The following is a 17,961-nucleotide window of genomic DNA, read 5'->3' as shown; positions in this document are numbered from 1 at the left end:
GTCACCCTTTCTTAAATCGCTGTCGTATTCGGCGAAGGAGCGGCTCTTCCTGTCGCGCGTTCCAATAGAAGAAGAACGAGACAGGTGTGGCGAGTAACAGAAGGGTCATGCCCGCAAAGTAGACGAGACGTAAGACGGCATTCACCTGTACGTCACGTTCAGAAGACATGTACAGTTGTGTCACCCCATTCAATGCGACCTCACCGCGCTGTGCCCCTTCACTGGTCGAGAGCTCGAACAATGGAGATGGGGAGTCGTTTAACGTGAAGCGGCCGAGTGAATCTTCGTGAGAGACCGTCCGCTTCATGACACTTCGCGTCACATCAAGAGGTTCGGCTTCTGTTGTAGCGAGTAGCGGACGTTCGGTCACTTCCTCGACGGTCACTTGATCGGTCAGGAGAAGGTGGTCGTAGCGGACGACGTTCAAGTTCTTCATCTCCAGTCGTCCTGCATTTTCAACATTTCCACGCGCCCAAATATGAAGTTGCATCGAGTCGGTTCCCTTCGGTGGAATCAAAATCTGTTCGTAGTGGTTCCATGTCGACTTCCGATACTCTTCCACTTCACTGATGAAGTCGGTCCCGATCACGCGACGTTCCTCGTCAAGATAGTACATCTTCACATGTCGATTTCGAATTTGTTCGCTCCGTGCGTCAAAAGCGACCAAATATTCTCGGTCGGGAAGTGCTTCGATTTGTTCTGATGCGAAGATATACCAGTCACAAGAACAGGTCGGTTCGTATGATGCGATAAACGTGTCATCTTCCACCGTGGACTCGAACATATCGTCTGTAATGGATACACAGGTCGCACACGTCGCGGCAGCTTCAGGTGTCGCGAGTGGTTCGGTCACAACAATCTCGTTCGGGTCGAACTTTCGTAAGTCCTCCAACTCGATTCGTGACGGCACGTTACTGTCTACGGTCAATTCGAGCGTGTATGATCCCGGCTCCATCTCGAATGTGCTCGGCGTCCACCGTTTTAATGTCGGATGCACATCTTCGAGTGACTGAAGTTGGTATGGGAAGTTACGACGCAGGGAGTCATACGTGACCGTCTGTGTACCGATATCTGTTTTCACATCAGGCAGTTGCTGCATCGCCGTGACGCTGATTGTCTCTTCTTGAACGACTTCTTCGTTTTGTAAGAGTCGTAAGCGAATCGTCCCATCTGTTGAAACAGGAGGTGTCAGGTTGAGGTGGAAACGGTAATCACCAGGCTCTGCCACATCGATTGTACGAGACAACGTACCGGATGTGAGTGAGACGCCTTTCCCGAAACTGAGAGACGGGTAGTTGCGCTCAGACTGGATCGTCCCGTTATAATCGAAATCTTGTTCACCTTCGAGAACCATGAACGTGTTCGTAGGCTCTAATACGTTTTGGAGTGATTGCTGTAACGCCTTCCATTCTTCCTCTGGTAAGAAGACGATGTTTTGAATGGCATTGAAACCGACCGTATTCTCGACAGTGATGGTCGTTTCATTCGTATCGACATCCTGTATTCCGAGCGGCACCCACTCGAGCCGTGCCCCCGTTTGTCGGGTTGTTTCGACGATTTGCTCGTCGTCATTGATCGTGACGTCAAGCTGTCCGCCACTCTGATTCATCAAGACACGCGCGAACCCGATATAGCGGCCTGGCGGTGTCTCTTTCGTGATGGAGAACGTGTTCGGCACCATGTGTGACTCGAAACTCTCGATTTGAACATCGTGAATCCACCAGTACGTCTTCCGTTCTGGTCTTTGATAACTTAGTAAGTCGATGCGCATCGTCTCGGCAGCCCGTGGCGTTACGTATTCTCCGCGAAGGTGAATTCCGTCTAAATTCCCGGAATCTCTCGGAGCGACGACGTAAGTCTGGTCGATTTCTTCACCGGATGCATCGAAGAAGCGGACTTTCACGTGCAAGCGGTCGACCCCTCGACCCGATGCGACAATATCGAACCGATAGGCGTTATTCGGGAGTGCTGGTAAGGGGCCGGACTTCGCGACTTGCCAAATGTAGTTCGGATCTCCTTTGGCGACTTCGGCTTGAAGAATGGGTAAGTCGTTCGTCGAAGACAACGGGTTAGGTGACAGCTCGACGATATCCGGGTTATCCGCTTTAAAGAATGTCTCATCTTCGAGCATCGAATTGAATGAAGCGACTTGTTTCGTCGACAAGTCATCGAGCTCGTAAGGGGGGGCATCGATTCGGGCAGAAGCGAACGAAAGCCCGACACCGTCGCCGAAATCAAGATCGAACGCAGGATCTTTCACCCCTTGTGTTTGTTGATACCAACGCCAGTCACTGTTTGCGAAAAGGGTCTTGCCCCATGTGAGGAACGGGTTGGCGGAATCGATTGCCTCAAACGGCTTCCAATAATAGTCATCGGGCACCTGACTGAGCAGCATGTCTTTTTGTTCGATCATCTCAATCGCATCACCCTTACGAATCCAATCAAAGTCGTCACTATGTCGCTGTGTCGTGAATAAAATCGATTGTTTCCCTTGCTCATATCCAGGAATCGTTCCATATGTGATGGAACGATCGATTCCGTAAGGCGTCACGATAAGCTGCGGGACGGTCCGATCGGTGAGCGGGGCGACGACATCGAACAAAGTGAACAGACCGACTTGTTGAGTTCGCAGTAAATCACGTTGCGAGGCAAGGACCTCTAAGTTGAACTGCTGCCGCTCTTCCATCCCTAAATATTCATCCCGATATGCGAACTGGTCGACACCGAACACTTTGATCAAGTTACTTGCCTCGTCTGAACGTCCTGTATCGAACAAGTATTGTAAGAGTGAAAACAGATAACGAATCGCAGGTGTCGACCCTTCATGATGGAACACCGTATTTTCAAGCGAACTGTACACATGGAAGTCCCCGGTCGGTTTGACCGTCTCGCCGAGTGCGGGATTTTCGTTCCATCTCGGTGTCGCCACCCCGGTGATGGGCTGGGTCATCTCATCGGCAACGGGGAACTGTAGCCACTTCCCATCGATTTCTTGTTGTACGGTCGCGTATTCTTCAGGAACGTCGACCGGTTTATAAAAACCTTCCATATAGACGGTACGATACGGATCAACAAAGAGGGTCAATGCGACAAAACTACCGATGAAGATTATGCCGCGATAGAGCGGTCGGGGAATCGATTTGGACTGTCTGGCGTCGACGATTCCGATTCCAAGCGCAAGCAATAAACTGTAACTGACAATCAATAGACCGACGAGCTTGTTCGGGTCGCGGAACATCGGACCGATCAACGGTGTGTACGTGACGAGCGCAACGAACGCCGTCGCGACCCATTCATACGTTCCAGTCGCAAAAATGATCAAACCGATGCCGAGTAAGCCGAAGAACAGGTGAATCGGTCGTTTATAGCTTCCGAGAAAGCCGATTCCGATGAAGAAGAGTAAGACGCCTCCTGCCACCCAAAACGTCAGCGGAAGTGTGTGCAAGTCGAACATCGGCCACCAATAACTGATGGTATAGAGCACATTCTCAATCGACGAGTTTCGACTGAACAGCATCAACGTCTCCGTGACGTTAATATTATGTTGGGACGCTTGGGCCCCGAACAGGATGGAACCGACATACATGAAGAACCAGTAGCCGTTGAATAAGATGAACACGAACCCGACCGCTGTGATGAGCCGGACGTAGTAAAAGAGAAACGATTTGAACAATAGCGTCTTCCGTTCGGTCCAAAGCGTTTTGAGTACAATCAGACCGAGCATGATGCCCATATAAATGGCCGAGAAGAAAAAGTAATGGATTCCGGCAGACATGAACATGAACACAACGGACAACCCGATGGCATCGATCCAAATTCTCGGTGAGAGTCGTTTGTTAAACGAAAAGTCTGGATCCAGCTGACGTCGGAATTTCGGGTCGAACAAGTTAAAGAAGAGTAGAAGTGCGAACGGGAACAACGCATAGCCGCACAGGAGATAAATATGTTGAATGCGTGTGATGATCCACGGGTTCAACGCATAAAAGAGCCCGGCAAGCGTGAATGTCATGAGTGTCATCAACTGAAAGTGTTTCGTGATATAAATCGAATGAAGTCGTTTGACGAGCGCATACATGCTGAGTGCCGAGACGATGAGCAACGTCAAGATGAATGATTTGATTAAGAATGGTCCAGATGCACCGAACAATAAACTTAATCCATACAGTGGTGCGATGAAGACGAGTCGAGGCACATTCAACAATGTCGTCGTGCTCCATCGTTCATTCCAGGCACCGAAAATCTCTTCGATATAACGGTCGGACGATAGACCGAAAGCGATATCACTAAAGACGACCATCCCCGACGAAAAGAGTGGGTACGCATAGACGAGGATGCATGCCAGCATAATCGTCAAGGCGATGAGGTCGTAACGGTACGTATGCAGACCGTTTCGTAGTGTAGATAAGATGCGTTGCAAATCCGATCTGCCTCCTTTCATCACGTATGTCATCTATTTCGCCAAACGTTGGACTATCCCTGTCTAATCAAAAAAGAGACAGCCGATTCCGGCTATCTCATTAAGACATGGGGCGAAGCAGTGCACGAACGGGGCTTCCGTCACCTTCGACAATCGGGAGCGGGACGGCGTTCAAGTCATAATCTCCCGGCAAGATGTCGTCTAGGACGAGCCCTTCTAATATATGGACACCATTTCGTGCTAACGCATGATGGGCACCCATCTCTTTACTGTCAATCGCATCAACGGATGGTAAATCGAGCCCGATTAAAAAGATTCCGAGTTCTCCGAGACGATCGGCAAGAGACGGTGTCAGTTCAGGAATTGTCTCTGGGAAGATGCTCTTATCAGGCCAACCATCCGTCTTCAAAATGAGGCGTTCGACCCCGGTCAAGTCATGACCGTCCAAGTCAGACGCTTCAATTTTTGACTTATGTGGCATATGAATGACACGGGCTGGACCGATATAGAGGGAAGGGTCGAGGTCGATGACACGCTTCCCGTGGTCGTCAAAGTGAAATGGGGCATCGATATGCGTCCCGACATGTAAACTCATCGTTACTTTCCCGACATTCACTGAACCGCTCTGTGCCATCGGCCAAGCGATCTCGTACGAAAACTTCGTGTCTCCCGGCCATGTCGTCACATCGGCATGAAGCGGTTGGGATACATCAATCCATGTCATTTCGTTCAGCTCCTCTTATAATGATGTTCGGACCGTCCAAAGCTCTGGGAAGAAACGATGATCGAGCACGCGGCGCAAGTAGTTCACACCGGACGAGCCGCCTGTTCCCATCTTCTGTCCGATGATGCGTTCTACGGTACTCATATGGTTGAAGCGCCACATCTGTTGCTGGCTTCCGATATCGAGTAGCTTTTCACCGAGCTCATACAAATCCCAATACGTGTCGACGTCGCGATAGACCTCGACCCATGCCTTCTCGACACTCTCGTTCCATTCCCAGTCCTGCGTGACATCTCGTTCGAGCACGCTCGCATCAATCGGAAGACCACGGCGATGCATCTCACGGACGGTCACGTCATAAATGCTAGGTGCTTGAAGCGACCCTTCGAGCAGTGGATATAGTTTTTCATCATGCGCATAGACGCTGAGCGTCCGTGCGTTTTTGAAGCCGAGCGCGAATTCAATCTGTCGGTTTTGGTAAGACTGAAAACCAGATGAAGAGCCGAGTTGGTCTCGGAACTCTAAATACTCGGCCGGTGTCAATGTCGCGAGGACGCCCCATGACTGGATGAGTTGTTGCTGAATCTTCGAAACGCGAGCGAGCATCTTAAATGAGCGCTCGAGCTCCCCGTTCGTGATGGCCGTCGTAGCTGCCGTCAATTCATGCAAGATGAGCTTCATCCATAACTCGCTCGTCTGATGGATGATGATAAAGAGCATCTCATCGTGATGGTCGGAAAGGCGATGCTGGCTCGATAAAATCGGGTCGAGCTGGAGATAGTCCCCGTACGACATATCTTTAGAGAAGTCGGTTTGAATCGTTTTTTCCACTTTATGTTCCATACGTTCACTCATCACAGTTCCCCCTTATGCGACCACTTCGCGGACGTTCTCGAACGCCTCATATTCTTTGTCATCCATGATTTTCTTCAACGTCACAATCACGTCATACACATCGGTGAACGTGTTATACAATGCGACCGGTGCGAGACGGATGATGTTCGGTGCCCGGAAGTCAGGGATGATGTGATGTTTTTTCAATGCTTTACAGATGCGTGCCGCCTCAGGGTGCTCGAGGCTCAAGTGGGCACCGCGTTGACGTGTGTCTGTCGGGCTTCCGATGAAGAACCCGTGTGGTGCAAGCATGTCTTCAATCAACTCCATCATATATGTCGTGAGGGCGAGTGATTTTTGACGAATCGCTTCCATCCCGACCTCGTTAAACATCTCGAGGGCACCGAGTTGCGGAGCGAGGCTCATGACGTGTGGCGTCCCGATTTGGAATGCGCCGGCATGTTCAGCCGGTGTCATCGTATGGTCCATATCGAACTGTTTGTCTTTGCGAGAACCGAACCATCCAGCGAGTCCTGGTGTCGTGCCGAAGTGGCGTTCATGTACGAATAAGCCACCAACCGTTCCCGGACCACCGTTCAAATGTTTATAGTTGCACCAGTAAGCGAAGTCGACACCCCAGTCGTGGAAGTCGTGAGGGATGGCACCGACGGAATGACAAGCATCAAATCCGATTAAAATGCCACGTTCGTGCGCCGCTTTCGCCAGACGCGGCATGTCTAAAATCTGACCGCTCCGATAGAGGACGGTCGGCAATACGATGAGGGCGATCTCGTCGGTCATCGCGGCAATCAAGTCGTCTTCTACTAAGAAACGCCCATCCGGACTGTCGACTTGAACGAGGTGCTCCGAAGGGTCGAGTCCGCGCAGTTCGAGCTGACTCTTCAAAGCGTAAATGTCAGACGGGAATGTGAGGGCGTCTGCCAAAATTTTCGTGCGTTTGCCTTCTGGTTTAAAGAACGAAGCGACAAGTTGATGCAAGTTCACGGTCGTCGAACCAGTGACCATCACTTCTTCCGGCTTTCCACCGATGAGCGGCGCGTTCAGTGCGGCCAACTCTTCGGACAGGTTGAACCAAGGATGACGTCCCGACATCCAGCCATCAATCCCGAGTTCTTTCCAGTCCGCAAGTGATTCAAGGAGCGTGCGCTCGGCTCGTTTCGATAAGAGACCGAGTGAATTCCCATCCATATAAATCCCGTCTTCCGGTAAGTAAAATTCTTCCCGATACGATGCGAGCGGGTCTTGTTTGTCTAGTTGTTGTGCGTAGGCACGTGTGAAATCGTTCATATCCCCATTTCCCCCTTCATGCTGTGTACGTTGTCAAAATCGTAGCAATCGGTCATGAGGAAGTCAACAAACAACGAAGTGTCGGTGAGACAAACTAAAAAACGCTCAAGCGTGATCTTGAGCGTTTAGAAGTGTAGCTTATTTTATTTTTCGTACATTCTCTTGTCGGAGTAGCTTGAATAGTGTGAAGACCATCAACAAAAGGATGATGGTAAACGGCAAGGCGGAAATCAACGATGCGGTTTGAAGTCCTTCTAAGCCGCTCGCAATCAATAGAACGGCGGCGATTCCTCCTAACAAAACACCCCAGGCGATGCGAACGGGGAGGGGAGGATTCAAGCTTCCGTTTGTCGTCATACTACTGATGATATAAGTAGCGGAATCGGCCGATGTGATCAAGAACGTCAAAATCAAGAGAATCGACAACACTGAGAGAATGAAACTGAACGGAAGCTCGGCAAACGTCACAAACAACGCGCTCGTCACGTCCGCATTGACGGCTTCGGCGATAGAAGTCCCTTCGAATAAGTCTAAATGGAGGGCAGTGCCGCCAAACACGGCAATCCATAAGAGTGCGATGAACGGAGGAACGATGAGGACACCGACGATGAACTCGCGAATGGTGCGTCCTCGTGAGACACGCGCGACGAACGCTCCAACAAACGGTGACCAAGCAATGGCCCACGCCCAGTAAAAGATTGTCCAGTCTCGGACCCACGTCCCTTGCTGATACGGTTGTAGACGAAGACTATAGCGAATGAAATTCTGTAAGTAGTCACCTAAGCCAAGGGTAAGAGTCTCTAGGATGAAGATGGTTGGACCGGCAAAGAAGACAAACACCATCAACACGAGTGCGGTCCCTAAATTAATGTTACTCAACCACTTGATGCCGCGATCGAGCCCTGTCGTCGTCGATGTTAAAAAGAGGGCAGTCAAGACGACGATGATGGCGACTTGCATCCAAGCGGTGTTCGGGAGCCCGAATACGCTGTTCAGTCCGCCATTGATTTGTAGAACGCCTAAACCAAGTGACGTCGCGACACCCATGACAGTGGCGATGACCGCTAAAATATCAATCGTCTGGTTCAACGGTTGTTTGTACGGTCGCTCTTTTATAAGCGGTGAAAGGCTAGTCGAGATGAGTCCGTCCGCATTACGACGGAACTGGAAGTAGGCGATGATCAGTCCGACAATCGCAAAAACAGACCACTGACTGACACCCCAATGGAAGAACGAATAGGCCATCGCAAGACGTGCTCCCTCAACCGTCAGTGCCTCCGTATCCGCGTACGGTGGCGTGAAGAAATGGCTCATCGGCTCGGCAACACCCCAAAAGACGAGTCCGACACCGAATCCAGCGGAGAATAACATACCGATCCAAGTGAAGAACGGATATTGAGGACGATCGTCATCTTTCCCGAGACGGATTTTTCCGTATTTACTAAACGCTAAAAATATTAAAAAGAGCACAAACAAGAAGACGGACAGTAAATAAAACCAACCAAACGAGCGAGTCGTAAAGTTAAAAATAAATCCTGCGATTGTAGCAAACGAGGTTGGAGCGATGGCTCCAAATAGAACGAGTAAGGCGATCAAACTTGCTGAAATGTAAAAGACGCGATTCAAACGTGGCTTTTGTGTAGAATCCTTCATAGATGTCTCCTTTCAAAAAAATATTATGTAGGACTAATAAACGATTCCCTAATCTTCACGTTGCAAACAGGAGGTGCGTTTTATCGTGTTGTGAATAGGTGAATCGGGAAAAGAACCAAAGAGGAGGGAATACTATGAAATTGATTGCGATTGATTTAGACGGGACGCTGTTATCGCGCACGGGTGTGATTACAGAGGCAAACCAGGAAGCGATTCGTCGTCGACAAGAAAATGGTGACATCGTCGCCATTTGTTCAGGACGTTCGATTCATGATATCGAAGAGCTATTGAAGCGGAGTGACCTCGTCTGTCCGATTTTGTCAGGTAACGGAGCGATTGGGTTTTATGAGAACGAGCGAATTTACTATCATGCGATGGATCAAACGGTTGTAGACGAGCTATGGGAAATCGCGAAAGCAGATGATGCGTACGTCGAATTTTATACGAACGTGGGAGTAAAAGTGCTCCGTTCGGGGAGTGATTTATTAAAACGGGAACTCGATGAGGTGCTGCCACATGATCAATCGTTCACCCGCGAGTGGGCGGAACGTGAGATTGAAATTCAAAATGAACAGTTTGGTCTGACATATATGGACTCGATGGAAGACATCGACTTTGCACGAGATGAAGTGTACAAAGTATTTGTCTATTCGTTCGATCGCCGAAAGCTACACCGCTTGCGCAAAGTTTATGAACCACGGAACGACATTTTGATTACGACGGCGGGTTGGACGAAGATTGAGATTGGACATCCTCATGCGAGTAAAGGAGCGGCGCTAAAACAACTAGCGGAGCATTATCAGATTCCAATGGGTGATGTCGTTGCCATCGGAGACAATTTGAATGACGTGTCGATGTTTGAAGTGGCAGAGACAAGGATTGCGATGGGAAATGCTGTGGATCCGCTAAAAGATTTGAGCACGCATATTACAAAAAATGTGGAAGAGGACGGAGTCGCTTATGCGCTGACGCACTATGTATAATTAGGATTATGGAGAAATCGTGAACGAGGATTGAATCTCACTTAAAACGGATATTGTATACATGTAACCATTCACTTTCTAAAATGAGTCGGGGAACGGGGAGGCACTTTCGTCACCTGTCGCTTATGGATGGAAGGGATGGGAAAAGTCCATATGAGCGTGAATCGTGTATTCCAAACGATGATGCGTCGGCCTCTGCTTGTCATACGAGCAAGCATACCAGACAGACTGTTTGTATAAGGAATTCCACATGATCCGCGCAAGAAGTGGACAGTATAGGTGCCAAGTCTTGTTGTGCCCATTCAATCCAAATGTCTACGAGTCACCTGTTCGATTTCATTTCGTTTAATGGAAGACGACTAGTGAGCCAATCGACAATGAACCGATTCGAATGATGCGTCACGCTGGCTTGGACATCTCTAGTCGAACCAAATCATAGATGGGACGGTCAATCGAGCGGGGCTTGATTGGATGAAAGTCCGGGGACTAGAGAATCAAGAAAAGCGCCGAGTGAGGGCGCTTTTCTTGTGGTATCCTATTGGGTGAATGCAACCGATGGAGGGATCATATGCCAAAGCTATATTGGTTGGGGACGTTCCTGAGTGGAATGATTCTTTTGACCACGGGAACGACGGAAGGTCTTTACCGTATACTCCCGATTGGGTTGATGGCCATCGCGGTAATCGGCTATCTCATACAGACTCGACTCGAGCAAAAGAAGCGGCGCCCTTGATGGGTGCCGCTGCTCTTGATCAAAATTAAGCGAGAATACTCCCACTTCTAAACGTTAAGGACAGGGCTTACGTGAAAGTGGGAGATGAATCGCCAGCCTTTTCTTCGGGTAAAATATCTTCAAAGGTGGTGACCGTCACATGGTGAAGCACAAGGGCTATAAATTCCGGATCTATCCGACGAAGGAACAGGAGGTCCTGATCGCCAAGACGATCGGCTGTTCCCGGTTCGTGTTCAACCATTTCCTGTCGAAATGGGACGCGGCCCATGAAGCGACCGGCAAGGGACTGTCGTATGATGCCTGCTCGAAAGACCTTCCCATGCTCAAGCAGGAATTCGGTTGGTTGACGGAAGTGGACAGCACGGCCGTCCAGAACAGTGTCAAACACCTGGCCGACGCGTATAAGAAGTTCTTCAAGAAAGATGGAAGTCATCCCCGTTTCAAGTCGAAGCGTAATCCCGTCCAATCCTATACGGCGAACATCCAGGGCAAGTCCCAGCTCCCCGAGGTCTCGATCGTCGGGAACACACTCAAACTCCCGAAGCTGAAGTGGGTACGTTTCGCCAACTCGAGACAGGTCGAGGGTCGCATCCTGAACGCCACGATCCGACGCACGGCTTCGGGCAAATACTTCGTCTCCCTTCTCGTAGAGCATGAGATCAGTGAGATGCCGAAAACCGGTTCATCGGTCGGCGTCGACGTCGGGCTGAAGAACTTCGCCATCCTATCAAACGGAACCGTATACCAAAACGACCGTTATTTCCATACGCTCGAGAAGAAACTGGCCCGCGAGCAACGCAAGTTGTCCCGTCGTCAGCGCATCGCCCTGAACAAGAAGGTGAGACTCTCCGAGGCGAAAAACTACCAGAAGCAGAAGCAGAAGGTCGCCCGCATCCACGAGAAGATCGCCAACAGACGCACTGATTTCCTGCACAAGGTGTCGACCGAAATCGTCAAAAACCACGACGTCATCGGCATCGAGACCCTGCAGGTGAAGAACATGCAGCAGAACCGCAAATTGAGCAAGTCGATCTCCGAAGTGAGCTGGTCGGAGTTCCATCGCATGCTCAAGTACAAGGCCGGTTGGTACGGGAAGACCGTCGTGAAGGTCGGGAAGACCTTCGCCTCGAGCCAATTGTGTTCGAGTTGCGGCCATCGACACCAAGACGTGAAACATCTCGCATTGCGTGAATGGACATGCCCGGCTTGCGGGGTCCACCACGACCGTGATGTGAACGCAGGACTGAACCTCAAACAAGAAGCTGAACGTATTTTAGCTTTTTCAACCGTCGGGACAACGGGGCTAGCCTGATCAGGTTCCGACTGTCAGGTCGGATAACTCAGGAATCCCCCACCTCTAAGCGTAGGTGGGGGTAGTTCAAAACAATTCGAGTAAACGTGTCATCACGTCATCGATTTCGATTTGCAGCGCATCGACTTGTCGTTGTAGTGCCATCAATTCATCGAGGTCATCCACTTCATTCATCCGTTGGAGTAGTTCCTGATGTTCTGCCTCTAATTGAGTCAGATGGGCTTCCTCATCAATCGTGGATGGAGTAGATTTCGTCTGCTTCACCGATTTCGATGGCTTAACGTGTTCTGTTTTAGGTTCCTCTTTCGATTCCTGTCCACGTTTGTCGAGGGCATAAGCGACATTACCTTCAAACCGCGTCATCGTCCCGTCGAGCCAATACGTGATGGGGAACAATTTATTCAAGAAGTAGCGGTCATGGGAGACGGTAACGACCGTTCCAGGGAAACGTTCGAGCGCTTCTTCAAGTGCCTCTCTCGATTCGATATCAAGGTGGTTCGTCGGCTCGTCTAAGACGAGGACATTGATTTCTTCATGGACGAGGATTGCAAGCATGAGGCGCATCTTCTCACCGCCGCTTAAATTTGAGACAGGTTTGAACACGCTCGGTCCGTAGAACAAAAACTGAGCAAGGAGATGTCTCGCTTTTCCTTCATCGACCGCGATTCGGTCTCGGAACGCTTCAATCAACCGATGCGACTCATCAAACGTGATGTGTTGCGACAAATAACCGATTTTGGCTTGATCAGCTCGCCTTACGGTTCCGGCTTGCGGCACGACTTGACCGAGCAACATCTTCAACAGCGAAGACTTCCCGCTCCCGTTCGGTCCGACGATGGCGACGCGTTCTCCATGTCCCGTGTAAAAATGCACGTCTTCAAATAGAGGACGATCATAGGCGAGTGTCACGTCACTTACTTCGAAGACGTCACGTCCCGTTCGTCCGTTCGTTGTGAAGTGGATGTTCGGTTGGTCGGCTTCGAGTTGTGGTTTCTTGATCCGCTCGATTCGTTCGAGAGCCTTTTCCATCGATTTGGCGCGACGATAGAACTTTTCATTCGGTGGATGGCCTTCGTTGGCCCATTGCCGTAACTGCCGAATCGTTTCTTTCATCTTTTTAATCTTCTTTTGCTGCTCGGTATAGGCATGGAACTGATCGAGCAATTGTTTTTCTTTTTGGGCGACGAAATCGGTATAGTTTCCAGGATAACTCGTCAATTCGCCGTCTTCACACTCGACGATTCGCGTGGCGACGGCATCCAAGAAGACACGGTCGTGGGAGACGATGAGGAGCGCTGAATCGTAATCCTGTAAATAGGATTCGAGCCACGTCATCGCTTCTAAATCCAGATGGTTCGTCGGTTCATCCAAAATGAGTAGCTCGGGTTCCTGAAGAAGCGCCAAGGCGAGACCGATTTTCGTACGTTCCCCGCCGCTCAACGTATCGAACGGTTGGTCCACGAATGAGGTCAGCTTCAACCCGTCAATCATCGCACTGATTTTTGACTCGTAGACGTAGCCGCCCGCATGTTCGAATTGCGCTTGGATCGTTCCGTATGTTTCGAGAAGACGTTCGAGCTGTTCGGTCGTCGCCATCTCTTCCTCGAGGCGAGACATCTTCTCGCGAAGGCGAAGGACTTCCTCGAAGGCGGTCTGAAGGACGTCGCGTCCACTGTGTCCAGGATAGTCGGGAAGCTGAACCAAATAGCCGATGGAAAGTCGTTGCCGACGATAAATCGTTCCGGCGTCATGCTCTTCAGAGCCGACAATTATGCGTAACAGTGTCGTTTTACCGCTGCCGTTCCGACCGACGAGTCCGACTCGTTCGCGTTCATTGATCATTAAATTCGCATCTGTGAGAACGGCGTGACCACCGTATTGTTTTTGAATGTGTTGTAAATCGATTAACATAATAGGTTCCTCCTGAGATCAGGGCCTATCAAAAAAAACGAGCGCAAAGAAGCGCTCGGTTTAGAGAGAGAGGCGCTTTGTCGTATATTCAGCAATGTCTAAAAAAGGACAGACGGGTCCCTTGATTAAGCGACATCGTGAAAAATCGCACGCAAAATGTACAAATGTTCAGTTGTCCAATGCGTACGTCCGACAAATTTCACCTTTCTCCCTCCTTTCATTCATCTATGTCTTGATTGTAAGCGTTTTTCTTGAGACTGACAATGAAAATAAAGGAAATGGACACAAGGACGTCGTATATAGTCGCCATTGAGGAGGCGAGAGCATGAGGAAAGAATGGCTAGGAGCACTCAGTTTGACACTTGCGGCGAGTATATGGGGCGGGATGTATGTGGTCAGTAAGTATGCGCTCGCTTATATTGAACCGTTCACGTTTGTCTGGCTACGATATGCTGTTGCATTTATGGTCCTATTTGTTGTCTGGCTTCGGTTTGAACGGGAGCGGATTCGACGGACAGATTGGAAATGGATTGGACTCGTCGGTGTCATCGGGTACGTCGCTTCGATTTCGTTTCAATTTATCGGAACGAAGCTATCGGATGCGCATACCGGATCCCTCGTGACCGCAGCGACGCCAGCGTTCATGGTCTTATTCGCTCGAATCCTATTGAAGGAGCGATTGACCCCTGTCAAAGTAGGGGCGCTCGGACTGGCGACGGTGGGTGTTCTCATTGTGGTCGGTTGGGAAGGGGAAGGGACGTATCGCGTAGGCAGTTTTATACTCGTATTAGCCGCCGTGACGTGGGCGCTCATGTCCATTTACGTGAAAATCGGAACACAGACCTTATCGACGTTGACACTGACGACGTTTGCGATTGGAGTCGCCTGGTTGCTGATGACCCCTTTGATGAGTATAGAGGTCATGCAAAACGGCTTTCCAGAATTGAATGGTGTCCTTTGGCTCAGTGTCCTATATATCGGTGTCGTGTCGACGGCAGGGGCGTTCTTCTTTTGGAACAAAGGGCTTGAGTTGATGGATGCGAGTGTCGGGTCACTCTTTTTCTTCTTCCAGCCTTTGGTTGGAGGGACGCTCGGATGGCTCATCTTGAATGAGACGCTTCATCTGAATTTCTTTATCGGTGCCGGTTGTATCATGACGGCCGTGACGTGGTCGACGCTCGCGGAACGGCGACAACAACTGCCCATTTCAGAACGAAATCTTTGACGACAAAACGGTCGCCCTCATGTTTAGAGGGCGACCGTTTTTATTAAAATCCATGATGCTCGAGCTTGTCTTGTTCGCGTTTCATTTCGAGTTGAAGACGTTGGATGGCAAGCTTCTCTTCTTCAATTTTTAGGCGACGTTCTTCGATACTGGCTTTTTTCATCTTGATGATTGTATCTGAACCAATTGCTGCAACAACGATGACCATAACCATAATAAAAACCATAGATTTTCCTCCTTGTTAAGAGAATAAATTCGCAACAAGCCGCTGCGTCTCTAGCGCAACGCGACCGTCTGTTTGAATGGGTGTATTATCGATGAGCGCTGAAATGAAGTGGTCGATCGCTCCTTGGAAACCACGTTGGGTGAGTGTCGGGTCCCACGATCCGAACGTTTCTATTTCATGTCGTCCATCTTTAAAAGAATGTAGCGTGACCATCTCCTCGACGGATAGTCGCTCTCCGTCACGAACGACGGAAACGTGCTCATGGTTCGCTCCGGACGAGCGATGCATCGATGTCGTATGCATCCCATGCTCGTCTTGCCACACATGACGGGCGAAGCGAAGTTCCTGTCTGGCATTGACCTCGAGTTGACCCGAGACGAGTCGAAGCTCGTTTCCAGCGAGGAAGCGTAACGTATCAACGACATGCAAATAATCGTCGAGTAGGGTGAACATCGCATCCTGAGGACCGACATCGTTCTCCCGGTGTTTCACCACATCAATCATATGTGAGGGCGATTCTTGTTGGAGACGTCTATACATCGGGGCAAAGCGTCGATTGAACCCGATCATCAATTTGCGGCCGAGTCGCTCGGCTAGTTCGACGAGTTGTTCCGCCTCATCCAATGTTGCGGCGAGCGGTTTATCCACGTAAACGTCGACCCCGCGTTCTAGTAAATACGAGACGACGTCATAATGGGTTTCAGTTGAACTATGTACGAATGCCGCATCGACTGATGAGGCGAGGTCCTCCAACGTATCAAACGAGGTCATTCGATACGTTCGACAAATCTTTTCTCGCTTCGATGTGTTCGGTGAAAATGCACCGGCAATGTCAATGAGAGGGTGGTTCGCGAGAATTGGTAAATACGCTTTTTGGGCGATGTTTCCGAGTCCGACGATCCCGATTTTAGGTTTTTGCATCCCATTCACTCCTTTGGTCCATCATAACAAAAAAACCGGACGGCAGATGCGTCCGGTTAGGGAATTATAAACTTGCGCTTAAGACCATTTCACCTTGTGGTGTCTCGTTTCCACGGTTTGGTTCTTTCGTGACGGCGACCGTATCCCAGTCGACGTCGACTTCATCTGAGTCGAGCGTATAGATGACCGTCCCGTTACCTTTGTCGTCTGTGACAAAGGCACCGGTTGGGATCGGAGCGTTATCTTTTAAAAGCCAGACTTGGTACACTTCATTGTCGTCGAGTGAAGCTAAGCCGTTCGTTTGGACAATCAATTGAGTCGTACCGTCTTGCTCTGCAAGATAAGCGGTCCCTTCCGATTCACCTTCAAGTGGAATCGTCTCGGTCAATGCGATGCCAGGTGAGTCGGGTTGATTGGTGAGCAGATACCCGTTTCCAATTAAAGAGAGCAGGAGCGCCGCCGCGAGCGTAACCATTCCCCAGACAGGAACTTTCCGTTCTCGTTTCTGTTTGAAAGGTGTGACAGGTGGAATAGATTCAGATGTCACGGGCGATGGGACAGGTTCATTGTCTTCTTCTTCGAATACACGATCGAGGACACGTGCTTTCATGCCTCGGGGTGGTTCAATCGGAGTAGACAAGAACGCGACGCCACCGACAAGTGCTTCGAGTTGCTCGAGCTCTTCTTGACAATCTTTACACGATGCTAAGTGTTGTTCGAATTTCTCTCGCTCATCTTCCGATAGATGTTGGTTGAAATAGTCAATCAATTGGTCGCATGCGTTCATTGTTCTACCTCCTTTCCGATGAATTCATGGGATAACTGTTTCCTCAGTTGCTTCAGCGCTAGTCGAATCCTTCCTTTCACTGTACCAAGCGGGATGCCACATGCATCAGCAATCTTTTGCTGACTTAACCCTTGGAAGTACATGAGTCGGACGACTTGCTGTTGTTCGGCCGGCAGTGTCGCCATGGCCGTCTCGATTTGAGCGCGTTCTTCTTGCCACTCCACTTCTTTTTCAACAGATGGTGACTCAGAAGGGATGGCTTCGGCATAAGATTCGTCTAGTTGTAAATCAGGTTTACGTTTTCGAATCAAGTCGATGGCCACGTGACGGCTCATCGTAAAGAGCCAAGACCTGAACTTGCCTTTCGAATCATCATAGACGCCACCGCCGCGCCACAACTTGATAAATACTTCTTGCATGGCTTCTTCGGCTAAGTCGCGATCTTTTGTCAACTGTAAAACAAAAGCATATAAAATTCGTTCATACCGATCATACAATATTTCGAGCGCTTCTTTGTCTTTTTGCCTGACACGCTCATACAACTCTAAATCAGTCATAACATACTCCTTTGCGCAGAAGGGATGTCCCTTGTATTGATCTAACGTACAAAACAGAAAAATGGATGACTATTTTGTGTGACTATTTATTGAACATGTAGATGATGGGATTGGAAGTTTCGTATAAATGAACAATCGTAATTTCTCTGAAAGCGTATAGGTGATCACACTTAACCCGATCGCTGTTACGAGCATCAATCCGATCGCGATTAAGGAAGAGCTTACCGTCGCCCAAAAGAAATACGAGCGGATGCCAAAAAGAAAAGCAAATACAATGAAAAATCCTGTGATCAAGCTACTCATTTGGCAATAGGTTTGAGCGATACGTTGAATCATAAGATGCCTCCTTTGTTTCATTGTACTATAGGAG

15 protein-coding genes are annotated in these 17,961 nt (G+C 49.6%); 4 read left to right on the top strand and 11 right to left on the bottom strand.

Annotated elements, in window-relative coordinates:
- Position 1 precedes the first annotated feature (1 nt).
- The 5 genes from KNO99_RS02225 to KNO99_RS02205 form a co-directional block, all read right to left on the bottom strand.
- Complete coding sequence (locus KNO99_RS02225) at positions 2-4,417, bottom strand: ABC-2 family transporter permease (RefSeq protein ID WP_214744870.1); 4,416 nt, start codon at positions 4,415-4,417, stop codon at positions 2-4.
- Positions 4,418-4,517: 100 nt separating this feature from the next.
- Positions 4,518-5,141: an arylformamidase gene (gene kynB, locus KNO99_RS02220; RefSeq protein WP_214744868.1), complete on the bottom strand. Its 624-nt coding sequence runs from the start codon at positions 5,139-5,141 to the stop codon at positions 4,518-4,520.
- Positions 5,142-5,156: 15 nt separating this feature from the next.
- Positions 5,157-5,996 (bottom strand): tryptophan 2,3-dioxygenase, encoded by an 840-nt coding sequence (kynA, locus tag KNO99_RS02215; RefSeq protein ID WP_074035540.1) that lies wholly within the window; start codon positions 5,994-5,996, stop codon positions 5,157-5,159.
- A 12-nt stretch (positions 5,997-6,008) separates the two neighbouring features.
- Complete coding sequence (kynU, locus tag KNO99_RS02210) at positions 6,009-7,283, bottom strand: kynureninase (RefSeq protein WP_214744866.1); 1,275 nt, start codon at positions 7,281-7,283, stop codon at positions 6,009-6,011.
- A 138-nt stretch (positions 7,284-7,421) separates the two neighbouring features.
- A complete protein-coding gene (locus KNO99_RS02205) occupies positions 7,422-8,936 on the bottom strand; it encodes a BCCT family transporter (protein WP_214744864.1) in 1,515 nt (504 codons plus the stop codon).
- Positions 8,937-9,070: 134 nt separating this feature from the next.
- On the opposite strand from KNO99_RS02205, the gene KNO99_RS02200 reads away from it, so the two are divergent.
- The 3 genes from KNO99_RS02200 (at position 9,071) to tnpB (ending at position 11,964) form a co-directional block, all read left to right on the top strand.
- A complete protein-coding gene (locus tag KNO99_RS02200) occupies positions 9,071-9,919 on the top strand; it encodes a Cof-type HAD-IIB family hydrolase (protein ID WP_214744862.1) in 849 nt (282 codons plus the stop codon).
- A gap of 568 nt (positions 9,920-10,487) precedes the next feature.
- Positions 10,488-10,652, top strand: coding sequence for a hypothetical protein (locus KNO99_RS02195; protein ID WP_214744860.1), 165 nt, complete (start codon positions 10,488-10,490; stop codon positions 10,650-10,652).
- 139 nt (positions 10,653-10,791) lie between these two features.
- The gene (gene tnpB, locus KNO99_RS02190; protein ID WP_214744858.1) at positions 10,792-11,964 is read left to right on the top strand and encodes an IS200/IS605 family element RNA-guided endonuclease TnpB; all 1,173 of its coding nucleotides are present in this window, start codon (positions 10,792-10,794) and stop codon (positions 11,962-11,964) included.
- 66 nt (positions 11,965-12,030) lie between these two features.
- Here tnpB and abc-f read toward each other — a convergent pair whose 3' ends face one another.
- Complete coding sequence (abc-f, locus tag KNO99_RS02185) at positions 12,031-13,875, bottom strand: ribosomal protection-like ABC-F family protein (RefSeq protein ID WP_214744857.1); 1,845 nt, start codon at positions 13,873-13,875, stop codon at positions 12,031-12,033.
- A 325-nt stretch (positions 13,876-14,200) separates the two neighbouring features.
- Between abc-f and KNO99_RS02180 the strand changes: the two genes are divergently transcribed.
- On the top strand, positions 14,201-15,100 hold the full coding sequence (locus KNO99_RS02180; RefSeq protein ID WP_214744855.1) for a DMT family transporter: 900 nt from the start codon (positions 14,201-14,203) through the stop codon (positions 15,098-15,100).
- A gap of 43 nt (positions 15,101-15,143) precedes the next feature.
- On the opposite strand, the gene KNO99_RS02175 is transcribed toward KNO99_RS02180, so the two are convergent.
- The 5 genes from KNO99_RS02175 to KNO99_RS02155 form a co-directional block, all read right to left on the bottom strand.
- Positions 15,144-15,326: a hypothetical protein gene (locus tag KNO99_RS02175; protein WP_214744853.1), complete on the bottom strand. Its 183-nt coding sequence runs from the start codon at positions 15,324-15,326 to the stop codon at positions 15,144-15,146.
- Between the two features lie 15 nt (positions 15,327-15,341).
- Positions 15,342-16,247, bottom strand: coding sequence for a Gfo/Idh/MocA family protein (locus tag KNO99_RS02170; RefSeq protein WP_214744852.1), 906 nt, complete (start codon positions 16,245-16,247; stop codon positions 15,342-15,344).
- Between the two features lie 64 nt (positions 16,248-16,311).
- Positions 16,312-17,034 (bottom strand): anti-sigma factor, encoded by a 723-nt coding sequence (locus tag KNO99_RS02165; RefSeq protein WP_214744850.1) that lies wholly within the window; start codon positions 17,032-17,034, stop codon positions 16,312-16,314.
- A complete protein-coding gene (locus KNO99_RS02160; RefSeq protein ID WP_214744848.1) occupies positions 17,031-17,591 on the bottom strand; it encodes an RNA polymerase sigma factor in 561 nt (186 codons plus the stop codon). The genes KNO99_RS02165 and KNO99_RS02160 overlap by 4 nt, the downstream gene beginning before the upstream one ends.
- Before the next feature lie 69 nt (positions 17,592-17,660).
- On the bottom strand, positions 17,661-17,927 hold the full coding sequence (locus KNO99_RS02155; protein WP_214744846.1) for a hypothetical protein: 267 nt from the start codon (positions 17,925-17,927) through the stop codon (positions 17,661-17,663).
- Positions 17,928-17,961: the final 34 nt, after the last annotated feature.

Source organism: Exiguobacterium sp. s189 (genome assembly GCF_018617615.1).
Taxonomy (GTDB): Bacteria; Bacillota; Bacilli; order Exiguobacteriales; family Exiguobacteriaceae; genus Exiguobacterium; species Exiguobacterium aestuarii_A.
Note: the sequence above shows the minus strand (reverse complement) of the source record. Positions and strands in the feature narration are given on the sequence as shown.